Origin of the sequence: Sulfurimonas iocasae (genome assembly GCF_047716755.1) — a bacterium.
Taxonomy (GTDB): Bacteria; Campylobacterota; Campylobacteria; order Campylobacterales; family Sulfurimonadaceae; genus Sulfurimonas.
In genome coordinates, this window is the sequence record NZ_CP180409.1 from 131,955 (window position 1) to 144,314 (window position 12,360).

The following is a 12,360-nucleotide window of genomic DNA, read 5'->3' on the forward strand; positions in this document are numbered from 1 at the left end:
ATTCCTAAGATAGTAAGTGAATATTTAGTGAAAAATTAAACGAGAAAAACTCGTTTAATTTATTGTAATACTTATAGAGAAGTAGTAGAGATGTTGTCAAGTACATCAGCCATTTTAACACTCTTTGAAGTATAGATGCTGTTGTAGTTTGACTGAAGAGAAGCTGAGAATACAGCTGTATTTTCTACTTGTAAAAGCTCTGCTAGTGTGTCAATAGACTCGCCATGACCAACAGCGATTTCTTTTGCAAGAATATCCATGTTAGAAGCAACAAATTCCTCTGCTCTTTCGTTCATAACAAATTTAGTTTTGTTACAACCAGAAGTTCCAGAAGTAATACCGAAAGTTTGGTTACCAGACGTACCATTTGTAGTTGCTTGTAAAGCTAACATAACAGCTGAAGAGTCATCTTTAATGATCATTGAACCAAGACCACAACCAGTTTGAGAGTTAACACCAGCCATTGCTGATGTAGTTAGAGCTAAAACAGCTACTGCACTTACTAATATTTTTTTCATGTGTTACCTTTAAATTTTAAGATAGAACAATTTTAAACGATTAATACTTCAATAAAGATTAATTTAAATCTCTATCTTTCCAGATTTCGCAGAATAAGTATGATTAAGGTTAACGCAAATATTTTTAAATTCTTCATACTCTATCTTACTTAAATTTGTTTTATTAATAATACTATGAAAATTATTTCATAACAAGTTGTTATTTCTTATGAAAAACAACTTCTATAAGTTTGTATGTGTATATACTAAGAAGATAGGGTATAATTCCAATAATATGAACAAGCTAAAAGAGTATATAAATTCTCATGAACTTAGTGAGATACATCCATCAGACATTGCCAAGATATTAAAACAGCTAGATGATAAAGATTTTGCTGAGGCTATCCAACTAGTTCCAAAAGATCTTGTCGGTGATGTGGCACTTGCCCTTCCAGATAGATACTTTGATGATGTTGTAGAGTCTCTAAGCGTTGACGAGCTTTCTCATGCCGTCACTGAGCTTGAATCTGATGATCAACTAGAGTTCATGCAAGAACTAGGAGAAGTTGATAAAGGCGTCGCATCTCAGGTTTTTGATACTCTGCATGAAGATGATAGACTCGAAATAACCAAGCTTCAAACATATGATGAAGATGAAGCTGGTAGATATATGCAGTTGGAAGTCTTCACTGCTTTTAGAGATGAGATAGTACAAGATGTAATAGAACGATTTGCTGCTCTTAGAAAGGCTAATGAACTTGAAAATGTTCAAAATCTATTTATTGTAAGTAAGGATAATAAGCTTCGATATACAGTTGGTTTGGATAATTTGTTAATATTTGATTTTTCTAAAACATTAAAAGAAAATATTGCAGAAAGTGGAGATAGTTTTGAGCCAAAAAAAGCTTATGATAGAGATGAAATAAAAGATGTAGTTCACACTTTTGAAGAGTACGACCTTTCTGTTATGCCTATTATAAACGCTTATGGTATTTTAGTTGGTCGTATTACTTCAGATGATATCTACGATCTTATTATCGAACATGCAACCGAACAGATGTATAATCTTGCCGGAGTTGATGATGAAGCCGAAGAAGATGATGAGATAGTAAAAGCTGGTCGTAAACGTGCGACTTGGCTCTCTCTTAATCTCCTTACTGCAATAGCCGCATCTTTTGTAATTGCAATGTTTTCAGATGCGCTAGAGAGCATGGTAGCTCTTGCAGTTTTAATGCCAATTGTTGCTTCAATGGGTGGAAATGCTGGAACTCAAAGTCTTACGGTTGTTGTAAGACAGTTGGCTCTTGGAGATATCTCCCAAGGTGATGCAATGAGGATTATTAAAAAAGAGATAGCACTTTCTCTTGGGAATGGCATCTTCTTTGCTATAATTATGGGTTTGATTGCCGCCTTATGGTTTGATATGAGAATGCTTGGAGTGGTAATTGCACTAAGTATGATTATAAACCTTTTGATGGCTGGTTTTTTTGGTGCGACGATTCCACTTTTTTTAAAGAAAATGGATATAGACCCTGCTATAGGTAGCACGGTTATTTTAACAACAATTACAGATGTTGTAGGCTTTTTTAGTTTTTTAGGTCTAGCAACATATATACTATTATAAGGAATTTTAGAACTTAATGGATTTATTAATACTATTTTTTGTATTGTCGGTCAGTGTCTCATTTTTGTGCTCAATTTTAGAGTCAGTACTTTTGTCAGTGAACATGTCATATGTTTCTGTGCTAGAAAAAGATAAACCAAGTGTTGGATCATATTTAAGATCTCATAAACAAAATATAAACAAGTCTATAGCTTCAATTTTAATCTTAAACACTATTGCAAACACTTTAGGTGCAGCAGCAGTTGGTGCTCAGGCATCTATACTTTTTGGAAACGATGCTGTTGTATATGTTTCTATTGTCTTAACATTTGCAATTTTATTTTTATCTGAAATTATTCCAAAAACAATAGGTGCCATTTACTGGAAACAGTTAGCCCCATTGTCGGCTAGAATCATCAGAATCTTTATTTTTATTACATATCCAATTATTTTAAGCACCCTCTTTGTTACAAACAGAATATCAAAGGGTAAAGAGGACTCAAACAGCTTAACTAAAGAGGAGTTACTACACAGTATGCTTCTTAGTGAAGATGATGGTGTTATTGATGAAAAAGAGTCTGATTTTATAGAGAATATTTTAAATCTAAATAAGATTAAAGTAGGAGAAGTTTTGACTCCAAGAAGTGTTGTATTTGCACTTGATGAAAATATAACAATAAAAGAGGTCATAGAGACACAACCATCTATCTTTAAATTTTCTCGTATTCCAGTTTATAAAGGTTCTATAGAAGAGGTTATAGGAATTGTTTTGACTAAAAAGATTTTTAAGCAAGCTCTAAAAGATGACAGTGTAACTCTAGGTTCAATTAAAAAAGAGATCTTTTCTATAAATGAAAATATTCCTGTTTCAAAAGCTCTTGACCTATTTATATCTAAAAAAGATCATATGTTTTTAGTTATTGATAACTATGATCAAACAGAGGGAATCCTTACTTTAGAAGATTGTGTTGAGACTATTTTAGGTGTTGAAATAGTTGATGAGAGCGATACAACAGAAGATATGCGGGAACTTGCAAAAAGAAATATGAAACAAAAAAGACGAGAAAAAATTAACAACGAAAATTAGATAGTAATGCCGCACATTAAAAGGGGTAAGTATTGCGACATTGCTTTGAATTTAAGGGAAGTGACCGAAAGAAATTTACACTTCATGTGGACATAAAGTCCTATATTTCTCTTTCTTGATTTGTATTATAAAAGTAAAAAGTGTGAATTAAATGTGAACTAATTAAAGACCCGGAATTCTAGGTATTTTATTTAGTTTAGATAACTTACAATATGAACCCCATCCTTTTTTTAACCAATGACCTATAAAAGGAAGAGGAATCATAAAGGTTCTTTTATTATCTCTATATATAAATGAAGCACCATCTCCACTATCCATTACACATAAAATATTAATATGTTCTTGATAGCCTTTAAAGAGTGAAAGCCCTTTGTCTTTTTGCTCAATATTAAAAGCAACATTTCTAGCCATTACTTCTGCAACATGACCTTGTTTTGCTCTCCAGTCAGCTCCCTCTAAAGCTGCTATATCGCCAATTGCATAAATATTAGTGGGCATCTGAGGATTGTCAAAAACAACATTACAATAGTCATCTATCTTTATAAATCCAGCTTCATTAGTTGGTAACTCTGACTCTCTAACAACATCATGACCATTTCCTGCAGCTATGAACATTGTAAAGTCAGATGCAAGCTTTGAATCATCTTCAAATATAATAGAATCACTTTCAAAGATTTTTATTTTTTTACCAAAGTGTTGTTTTATATTTTGTTTTTCAAAAAATGCAGCCATCATTTTAAGAGCTTTTTTACCCATTCTTTTTCCAGGTTCTGGCATTGGTGCAAAAAATATTAATTCAAAATTGTCTCTTATGCCTTTTTTCTTCAAAAGATAGTGAGTGTTAAAAAGTAGTTCAAATGCAGGTCCACCACGAACAGCAGAAGTGTCTTTTGGATTTCCTCCAAAACCGAAGCAGATTTTACCGCTTCCTTTTTCTATAAGTGCATCTAATGAGTTACGGATTTTAAGAGATTGTTCTGGTGCACCACAAATAGATAGTGTATTTTCTATCCCTTTGTGCTTCATTTTTGAAGCGCCCATTGCAAGAACTACGTGATCATAATCTTTTAAAACAGTTCCACTATTTAGAGTATATGAATTCTCTTTAGCATCTATCTTTTGAAGAGCATCTACTATTAGCTTGAAGCCATGCACTTTTTGTAGTTTTTTAAGATCTATACAAACATCATCGAACTCTTGTTCTCTTGTTGGAACCCAGATGGAAGTAGGGTAGATGAAAAAGTAATCTCTTTCACTCACTAAAGTAACAGCATAATTTAATTTTCTTAAAAAAATAGCAGCTTCAAGACCAGCAAAGCCGCCACCTATAATTAAAACAGTTTTCATAATAACCTTTTGTATAAAACTTTATAATGAAAAATATTACAGCAAGTAATATTAAAAACCTATTAATTTTTTTTATTTATAAAGTAAACGGCAATAAGACTAAGAGAGCCACCAATAAGAATATGGGCATGTATAGTCTCGTCTAAGACAGCCCAGGCGATAATAAGAGAGAATATAGGCACTAAAAACATAAACGAACTTGTTTTTTGGCTACCTAGTTTTGCTGAAGCTATAAAGAAGATAGTAGTTGCTACAGTTTGTCCTAAAACTGCCAGATAAAGCATAGCTATCCAGAATTTAACTCCCTGCTCAAAAACACTCATTAAATCACTGTTAAATGCATATATAAATGAGAAAATAGTTGCTATTACAGATATATAAAAACTATAGTGTACAGGATGAATATGTTTATGAGAGTACTGAGATAGAATTGTTACTCCAGCCCAAATAATTGCACAAAGTGCGAAGTATATGTTCGAGCTGTTAAGAAACAGACTCAAATCATTTAGCTGAAGTATAATAACTCCACCTATAAGACCTATGAATAGACCTGCAAATTGAGATGCAAAAAGTTTAGTTTTAAAGATAATAGCAACAAGTAAAAATGTCATAAGTGGTGTTAGAGTTGTAATAATTACTCCTCCGTTTCCTGCAAAACCGTACTTTACTCCCAAAAAAGAGAAAATCATGAAAGATATATTTAAAATAGAGCTAGATGCTACAAACTTCGCACCTGAGCGGTTTAGAGTTAGAGGCACTTTCATAAGATAAAGAATAGGGATAAAAGATAAACTCATAAGGAAAAAACGCCAAAATATTATAATTTCGATTGAGAGATCAAAGGTGAGAATTTTAAGGGCACTCCATCCCCCACCCCATAAAAACATTGCTAAAATAAGAAGATAGATAAAGTGTGAGTTTTTCAATGATTAGTCTTTTGCAAAGATTTGCTATTTTTTTGTCATTATAGCTTAAATCATTTTACTTTTTTAGGTAATATACCCTATGAGTTATACTAAATGGTTTGACGCCCATGCTAAAAAGCATAAAGAAATTGTAGATAAGTTAGTTGAGTCTGGTTACTCAAAAGAGCGTATGCTAGAGTATTTTGATTTTGACAACATGGTAAAAAAAGAGCCAAATTTTTGCCCTCTTTATAAAGATAATAAGAAATGTCATGATATGGAAGAGTTAAACTGCTATATGTGTGCTTGTCCTAACTTTAGATTCAATGATAATGGTCTGGGAGTGTACAACGAGTTTAAAATACTTAGTAAGTGTGATATTAACAATGGTGAAGAGTTTGCAGGAAAGGGTGTTATACACCAAGACTGTTCATCATGTAGTGTCCCGCATCATAAGTCATATGTGTTAAAAAACTTCTCTCTAGATTGGCTAGAGATGATGAAAAAATGTAAAAGTAATTAAGAAGGATTCTAATGTTAAAGATTGTTCTATCTATGTTGTTGGTGGCTGTAGCACTGCTTGGGGATACTAAAGAGGCTCTTGAGGCTTTTAAGAAAAAAGATTATGATAAAGCTTTTAAACTATATGAAAAGAGTGCAAAAGCTGGTGATACAATTGCTCAAAATGCCTTAAGTTATCTTTACTTTAATGGTTTTGGTGTACAAAAAAATACAAAAGAAGGTGTTGTCTGGTTAGAAAAAGCTGCAAATGCTTCAGATGCAAGAGCTCAAAATGACTTAGGTATGATGTACTTAACAGGTCAGAATGTAAAACAAGATTCCAAGAGTGCCTTCAGATGGCTTAGCAAGGCTGCAGAAGTTAAGAACTCAAATGCCGAGTATAATCTCGCTCTTATGTATTATCGAGGTGACGGAGTGGAGCAGAATGCTACAAAAGCAGCTCAACTTTTAGAAAGCTCTGCACTTCAAGGAAATGAGCAAGCACAGCAAAATATAGGACTTGTTTATATGCAACTACTTAAGTTTGATAAAGCTGCACGATGGTTAGAGAAAAATGCAGCGCAAGGTGATGAGAGATCCTACTATCTTCTTGCAGAGATATACTGTACGAAAGAGAAGTTTAAACAAGCTAAAAAATGGGCAAAAATGTCAAAAGATAGTGGAAATAAAGATGCTGAGTTATTATGGTTAAAATATAATCTTGGTAAATATTAACTAGCTGAAGTAAATTAATCACTCTTTGTAAAATAAAATCAGAATTTAAATTCTGATTTTATACAATATTTCTGTGAGTCGAGGAGATATTAAAAAGTCTCGTTTACAATTATAATAGAAGAATTTGTCACACTTAGTCAACCTACTTTAATATTATTTTATATCCTAAGCCATATTCATTTTGTATGAGGTTTTCCGGAAGTTTTGCTCTTAGACGTTTTATAAATGATGTGACTGAATATTCAGAGAACTCTTTTTCACTCTCTCCATAAAGGTGGTAAAAAATATTTTCTGCTGAAAAAGCATGGTTCGTTTTTGAGCACAAAAGTTTAAAAAGTGTTAACTCTTTTTCTTTTAAAAAAATCTGTTTTTCAGAGTTCCATAGAGTAGAAGATGTTTTATCCCAAAATATTTCTTGACTCAGATAAATTCTCTTTTTAGAAGCTCTTAATTTATCTACAAGATTTAGTAGAACATCTTTTAACTTTTGTGAATTGATAGGCTTAATTAGATATGTGACAAGACCAAGCTCTATTGCCTGAAGAAGCTTTTCTTGCTCAGAATGAGCACTCATTATTATAATATCTGTCTCAGTGTCACGCTCCCTAATTCGTTTAATCATACTTAATCCATCAAGATTTGGCATGTTTATATCGCTTAACATAATGTCTGGTCTTTTTTCTAAGTATTGAATATAACCCTCATGACCACATTTAGCTACATATACTTTTTTAAAAAATATTTGTAAATATTCTCGTAAGTATTCTCTTAGTTCTGACTCATCTTCTACTATGAGGATTGAAATATCTTCAATTAATTCACTATTTTTCACTCTTCATCCTTATTATAAATGTTGCACCATCTTTATTATTCTTTGCACGTAATGAGCCACCCATATTATCTTCTATAATCATTTTTGCAATATGTAAACCCAAGCCTGTACCCATAGATTGATGTTTTGTTGTAAAATATGGATTGAAAATCTTTGATAAAACATCTTTATCTATGCCACCTGCATTATCGCTTATGGACAAAACTACATCTTCGCCATCTCTTTGTAAGGAGATGTCTATTTTTATCTCTTGGATGGCTCTTATCTCTTTTAAGTCATAAATATTTGATAATATAGAGATAATTACCTGCACAAACTCATTTATAAGTCCATAGATACTTAAGTTTTCTTCTTTAAGTATATTTATCTCTATCTTTTCACTCTCTTTTATGTAAGCAGAAACTTCAAGTGCTCTGTTAAGTGCATCGCAGACATCAAAGGTTGATTTCTTTTTATCTGGTTTATAGTAGTTCATAAAATCTTCGATTGTGTCTGACATATAAACAACTCTTTTCTCCATCTTTTTCAGTTTATCAGAAATTTCATTTGGAGTTAAAGTATTTGCACTATTTTTTTCTTTTAAAATTGCTACAATGGTACTGACAATTGCTAAAGGCTGACGCCATTGATGTGCTATATTGCCTATCATTTCACCTATTTCAGCTCTTTTTGACTGTTCAAAAAGATGTCTATCCTGCTCTTGTATGGTCTTTTCTTTTTCTTGTAGCTCATTGATTGTGTCTAATAATTCTCGATTATATTTATCTTCTATATATAGTCCGCAATCAAGATCTTTCATATCTTTTATAAGCTTAGTAATATATTGTTTTTTTATTATAGAGCCATGTTGTGGTGCTATAATATTTATATCCAGTTTCTCAATCTTGTTTAGGGCATAGTTAAAAATATCTTTACTCGGCATATACTCTTCGTGAAATTGTTTAGCTTTGTCAAAGTATGTGCTATCTGCATAAAATTCCCAAGACTCTTCAATGCCTCCAAAGATATCTCCGGAAAATAGTGTTTTTGTCTCTGGCTCGTAACTTACAAATGCACCAGGAGAATGACAATATGGAGTGGTTAGAAAATCAAGTCTAAGTCCATTGGAAGTTATCAATTTATTATCATGTTTATCTATCTCATAATAGTCTGAGCTTACAAGATAGTGTTTGATTAAAAGAGACATTCTTGAGTGAGTCACTATAAGCAGGTCATCTCTATCTATGAGTTTTTCTATTTCAGGTACTGCCGCTGCTAAATCCGGGTCTTGATGATGAAGTACAATGTATTTAATAGACTTGATATCAGCGATACTTTTTACTTTTCGCATAGTTTCATCAAATTCAAGCATGGATCCCGGATCAATTAAAATTGATTCATTGCCATTTTTTATGAAGTACGGGTGACACTGAAAAGGGTCGTTGTCAAGATACATTCCAACCCAATAGATATTGTGAGCAATTTCTATTGGCTGTTTGAAGTCGTGCGGTGGTTTAGGCATTTCCCTCAAACCATTTTAGTTGTTCTCTAAGTTCAACTACTCTACCTACAACTATAAGTGCAGGAGTAGGGATATCTTTGGCTTTTTCAACTATGTTCTCAAGAGTTCCGACCACAACACTTTGATCTTTTGTTGTTCCTTTTGAGATTACAGCTACCGGATAATCAGCAGACTTACCAATTTCCATAAGTTTTTTACTTATTTGAGGAAGATTATGAAAACCCATCAGAAATATAATTGTATCATCAGTTTTAAAGTTGTCCCATGGAATCTGAGATACTTTCTTGTTTGGTGATTCGTGTCCGGTTACTACTCTAAAGCTCACAGCAACTCCACGATGAGTAACGGGGATTCCTGCATAAGCTGGTGCAGAAATTGCAGAAGTAATTCCTGGAATTATTTCAAATTTTACATCCCTTTCAAGAAGATAAATAGCCTCTTCTCCACCACGACCAAATACAAATGGGTCACCACCCTTAAGACGAACTACATTTTCATGTTTTAATGCATTTTGATAAATTGTCTCGTTTATATCATCTTGAGGCATGATATGGCGACCATCCTCTTTGCCAACATATACAAATTCACAACCACTTTTTGCTTCTTCTAGAATATCAGGATTAGCTAGACGATCATAAATGATCACGTCAGCTGCTTTAATTACTCTAAGTGCTTTGAGAGTGAGTAATTCAATATCTCCAGGACCAGCACCGGTTAAATAAACTTTACCCATTATTTTTTTTCCTCATAAATAAATATACCTGACGGTTTTTTGATTTGAAATATTTCTCTGCTTAAATACCAATCTTTTGTATGAAGAACTGCAACTTTATTTGTATCATTGACCGACACATAGAGATTTGGTCTTATATTTGACCATCTAACATGCAGAACTTTTCCATCAAACTCAAAGCGTTTGATGACCTTTAAAGTCTTAGTGTCTATTATTTGAATAACCGGAAATTTTTTACCGCTAAATGTTACCGCTAAATATTTTTTATCAGGAGAAAGAGCAGTAAAAACTGGAAGACCTTCGGTTTCAATATTTTTTACAAATTTAAAGTCTGGTGTATAAACAAGAACTTTGTTATTTCCAACTGCAGGGATAAATACATATCCGCCGCCTATACTCCAAAAACCAAAATGTGGAACTTTAAGTACAGGTTTTCTGTCTTCTAATAGAATTTTTATTTTTGAGTATTTCATAGTATCTAAATTTACTACACCGAAGTAATCACTTTGAAAAAATCCAGTTATGAAATTGTTGTCTTTAATCATCGCATCAAATGGCATAACACCAACATCTTCAAACTCTTTGTGAATTACAAAGTGAGGAAGACCTTTACCGTAATTCGTATCTTTTAAAACAGTTATTTTGTCATTATCCATCTGTGAAAAAATAAGATAATCTTTATAAGTTTTGATACCAACATTTTTAGAACCTGTTTGAAATGACTGAAGAGGATTCAGGTCTCTATCTAGTATGTCTACACTTTTTTTAGCATAGTTGGCAACAGCAAGAAAGTTTTTAGTTATTGTAAATCCAATAGCACTCTCACTAGTTTTAAGCTCTTTTAGTATAACTTCTTTCTCGGGGTCAAATTTTACAACCCAACCATCACGACTTATTACATAACCATCTTTACCGTCAAACTTAACAACACCATGGTTCATGTTGTGCATCCCAGTCATATGACCTCTTGTTAACCCTTTTTCTATAACAGCCAGAGAATTACTTTCTCTCTCTACTACAAATACTTTTTCTTCAGTATTTAACATAGATAAAACTGGATTAATACCTTTAGCATTTGCACTTGCAAATACTAAAGTTACAATTGCCGTACTTAATAATAATCTTTTAAACATAATTAATCTCTCTTTCTTTTTGAGTTAAATAACATGATGGGTCTTCTGCCCATAAATCACCTGATATTGCATAGGCACGAGCACGTGAGCCACCATTACATATATCTATCTGCTCACAGCCGTCACATATGCCGCTTATTGCTCTTGGATGGACTCTAAGCTTATCTAACAGCTCGCCCTTTTGCCAAATATCCCCAAAGTCCTGCTTTATAATATTTCCAACTGTTAGTGGAAAGAAAGGGTCAGGTCTTACATCACCTTCGGAGTTAATGTTTAGTAGTTTTCTTCCGGCTGAATTTCCGCCCCAAGTTACAAGTCTTTTTCTCATAGTCTCTTTTAGTTTTGGATATCTTGATGCGAACTCATTAAGAAATAAAATAGCATCCATCTCCATATTTCCAGTTACTATCTCTATATCTCTGCCAGTCTCGTAATACTCAAACGCTTTTTTAAGGATAAACTCAACAGATTTTCTTCTCTGCTCTTTAGTTAAATCCATTTTGAGGTTATCTAAACCACGTCCGGAATATACCAGATGAGAGATGTAGATTTTTGGAATATTTTCACGTTCAGCCAAATCAAAAATATATTCTAGAGAGTTTATTGTCTCTTTTGTTATTGTAAAGCGAATACCGACTTTGGCACCTGCAGAGTTTGCAAGTTGAACAGCCTTTAGAGTCTCTCTAAAAGCGCCCTTTAATCCACGAAAGTGGTCATGAGTCGGCTCATCTCCATCGATGCTCACTCCAACATAGTTAAAGGTGTCTACAATGCGCCCTACGTTACTCTTGGTGAAGTAGAGTCCATTACTTGATAGATAAGTTATGATTCCATTTTCTTTACAAAAATCAGCTATCTCAAATAGGTCTTTTCTAGTTAGCGGCTCTCCACCTGAAAAGATGATGAACTTTACGCCATTTGCTTTCATCTCTAAAATAGTTTTTTTGATTTGTTCTGTAGTGAGCGTATCAACTTCATCTAGAGTTGATTTTGAGTAGCAGTGCATACACGAAAGGTTACATCTGTTTGTAAAGTTCCATATAGCGATAGAGCCATCTAAGATTCTCTCTTTTTTATTCTCTACCACGGAAGAGATTAGATTTGATAGTCTAAACATTATTTACCTTTATATGTAAGGATGTAGTTTGCAATTGCTTTTCTTTCATCATCACTTAGTTTGAATTCTGTCATAGCAGTTCTTTTATAGCCAAAAGCTTTATACATTGCTTTTGGGTCAATAATATAGGCTTGTATCTCTTCAAAAGAGCGTTTGTTTGCTATCTCATTAAATGGAGGCCCAAATGCAACTGCTGTTTGGTGATGACATCCCCAACAGTAGGTCTCAAAAACTTTTTTTCCATCTAAATCTTCAGAAAATAAAAGAGAAGATAAAGTAAGTATTAGTAGTAAATGTATTTTCATATTTATTCTTTCGTTTAATAAATTATTCTATCAAAAATAAGCTTGAATTACAGCTTAGAATATG

The 12,360-nt window shown here is 32.9% G+C and carries 13 protein-coding genes; 4 read left to right on the forward strand and 9 right to left on the reverse strand.

Annotation, left to right across the window (positions count from 1 at the left end):
- Nucleotides 1-71: 71 nt before the first annotated feature.
- Nucleotides 72-518 carry a DUF3015 family protein gene (locus tag ACLHDE_RS00705; protein ID WP_415397243.1) on the reverse strand — a complete coding sequence of 149 codons (447 nt, stop codon included), beginning with the start codon at nucleotides 516-518 and terminating at the stop codon, nucleotides 72-74.
- Between the two features lie 274 nt (nucleotides 519-792).
- Between ACLHDE_RS00705 and mgtE the strand changes: the two genes are divergently transcribed.
- Both mgtE and ACLHDE_RS00715 read left to right on the forward strand, forming a co-directional pair.
- Nucleotides 793-2,121, forward strand: coding sequence for a magnesium transporter (gene mgtE / locus ACLHDE_RS00710; RefSeq protein WP_415397244.1), 1,329 nt, complete (start codon nucleotides 793-795; stop codon nucleotides 2,119-2,121).
- A gap of 16 nt (nucleotides 2,122-2,137) precedes the next feature.
- The gene (locus tag ACLHDE_RS00715) at nucleotides 2,138-3,187 is read left to right on the forward strand and encodes a CNNM domain-containing protein (protein ID WP_415397245.1); all 1,050 of its coding nucleotides are present in this window, start codon (nucleotides 2,138-2,140) and stop codon (nucleotides 3,185-3,187) included.
- A 162-nt stretch (nucleotides 3,188-3,349) separates the two neighbouring features.
- Here ACLHDE_RS00715 and ACLHDE_RS00720 read toward each other — a convergent pair whose 3' ends face one another.
- Together ACLHDE_RS00720 and ACLHDE_RS00725 are read right to left on the reverse strand one after the other, a co-directional pair.
- A complete protein-coding gene (locus ACLHDE_RS00720) occupies nucleotides 3,350-4,534 on the reverse strand; it encodes an NAD(P)/FAD-dependent oxidoreductase (RefSeq protein ID WP_415397246.1) in 1,185 nt (394 codons plus the stop codon).
- A 62-nt stretch (nucleotides 4,535-4,596) separates the two neighbouring features.
- A complete protein-coding gene (locus ACLHDE_RS00725) occupies nucleotides 4,597-5,460 on the reverse strand; it encodes a DMT family transporter (protein WP_415397247.1) in 864 nt (287 codons plus the stop codon).
- Between the two features lie 79 nt (nucleotides 5,461-5,539).
- On the opposite strand from ACLHDE_RS00725, the gene ACLHDE_RS00730 reads away from it, so the two are divergent.
- Together ACLHDE_RS00730 and ACLHDE_RS00735 are read left to right on the forward strand one after the other, a co-directional pair.
- Nucleotides 5,540-5,962, forward strand: a complete 423-nt coding sequence (locus ACLHDE_RS00730; RefSeq protein WP_415397248.1) for a hypothetical protein — start codon at nucleotides 5,540-5,542, stop codon at nucleotides 5,960-5,962.
- A gap of 11 nt (nucleotides 5,963-5,973) precedes the next feature.
- Entirely contained in the window at nucleotides 5,974-6,675 is a 702-nt protein-coding gene (locus ACLHDE_RS00735; RefSeq protein WP_415397249.1) for a tetratricopeptide repeat protein, read from the forward strand.
- 142 nt (nucleotides 6,676-6,817) lie between these two features.
- Here the strand turns inward: ACLHDE_RS00735 and ACLHDE_RS00740 are convergent, their stop codons facing one another.
- Genes ACLHDE_RS00740 through ACLHDE_RS00765 form a run of 6 tightly spaced genes read right to left on the reverse strand, consistent with a single transcriptional unit; the run spans nucleotide 6,818 to nucleotide 12,296 of the window.
- Nucleotides 6,818-7,507, reverse strand: a complete 690-nt coding sequence (locus ACLHDE_RS00740) for a response regulator transcription factor (RefSeq protein WP_415397250.1) — start codon at nucleotides 7,505-7,507, stop codon at nucleotides 6,818-6,820.
- Complete coding sequence (locus tag ACLHDE_RS00745; protein ID WP_415397251.1) at nucleotides 7,497-9,008, reverse strand: ATP-binding protein; 1,512 nt, start codon at nucleotides 9,006-9,008, stop codon at nucleotides 7,497-7,499. The genes ACLHDE_RS00740 and ACLHDE_RS00745 overlap by 11 nt, the downstream gene beginning before the upstream one ends.
- On the reverse strand, nucleotides 9,001-9,741 hold the full coding sequence (gene cobA, locus ACLHDE_RS00750; RefSeq protein ID WP_415397252.1) for a uroporphyrinogen-III C-methyltransferase: 741 nt from the start codon (nucleotides 9,739-9,741) through the stop codon (nucleotides 9,001-9,003). Before cobA ends, ACLHDE_RS00745 begins: the two co-directional genes overlap by 8 nt.
- Nucleotides 9,741-10,874 (reverse strand): cytochrome D1 domain-containing protein, encoded by a 1,134-nt coding sequence (locus tag ACLHDE_RS00755; protein ID WP_415397253.1) that lies wholly within the window; start codon nucleotides 10,872-10,874, stop codon nucleotides 9,741-9,743. The genes cobA and ACLHDE_RS00755 overlap by 1 nt, the downstream gene beginning before the upstream one ends.
- On the reverse strand, nucleotides 10,867-11,991 hold the full coding sequence (locus ACLHDE_RS00760) for a radical SAM protein (protein WP_415397254.1): 1,125 nt from the start codon (nucleotides 11,989-11,991) through the stop codon (nucleotides 10,867-10,869). Before ACLHDE_RS00760 ends, ACLHDE_RS00755 begins: the two co-directional genes overlap by 8 nt.
- The gene (locus ACLHDE_RS00765; protein ID WP_415397255.1) at nucleotides 11,991-12,296 is read right to left on the reverse strand and encodes a c-type cytochrome; all 306 of its coding nucleotides are present in this window, start codon (nucleotides 12,294-12,296) and stop codon (nucleotides 11,991-11,993) included. Before ACLHDE_RS00765 ends, ACLHDE_RS00760 begins: the two co-directional genes overlap by 1 nt.
- Nucleotides 12,297-12,360 lie beyond the last annotated feature (64 nt).

Bases quoted from the DNA above. Each gene is read 5' to 3' on its own strand.
- ACLHDE_RS00705 (WP_415397243.1), bottom strand. From the start codon at position 518: ATGAAAAAAATATTAGTAAGTGCAGTAGCTGTTTTAGCTCTAACTACA.
- mgtE (WP_415397244.1), top strand. From the start codon at position 793: ATGAACAAGCTAAAAGAGTATATAAATTCTCATGAACTTAGTGAGATA.
- ACLHDE_RS00715 (WP_415397245.1), top strand. From the start codon at position 2,138: ATGGATTTATTAATACTATTTTTTGTATTGTCGGTCAGTGTCTCATTT.
- ACLHDE_RS00720 (WP_415397246.1), bottom strand. From the start codon at position 4,534: ATGAAAACTGTTTTAATTATAGGTGGCGGCTTTGCTGGTCTTGAAGCT.
- ACLHDE_RS00730 (WP_415397248.1), top strand. From the start codon at position 5,540: ATGAGTTATACTAAATGGTTTGACGCCCATGCTAAAAAGCATAAAGAA.
- ACLHDE_RS00735 (WP_415397249.1), top strand. From the start codon at position 5,974: ATGTTAAAGATTGTTCTATCTATGTTGTTGGTGGCTGTAGCACTGCTT.
- ACLHDE_RS00745 (WP_415397251.1), bottom strand. From the start codon at position 9,008: ATGCCTAAACCACCGCACGACTTCAAACAGCCAATAGAAATTGCTCAC.
- cobA (WP_415397252.1), bottom strand. From the start codon at position 9,741: ATGGGTAAAGTTTATTTAACCGGTGCTGGTCCTGGAGATATTGAATTA.
- ACLHDE_RS00755 (WP_415397253.1), bottom strand. From the start codon at position 10,874: ATGTTTAAAAGATTATTATTAAGTACGGCAATTGTAACTTTAGTATTT.
- ACLHDE_RS00760 (WP_415397254.1), bottom strand. From the start codon at position 11,991: ATGTTTAGACTATCAAATCTAATCTCTTCCGTGGTAGAGAATAAAAAA.
- ACLHDE_RS00765 (WP_415397255.1), bottom strand. From the start codon at position 12,296: ATGAAAATACATTTACTACTAATACTTACTTTATCTTCTCTTTTATTT.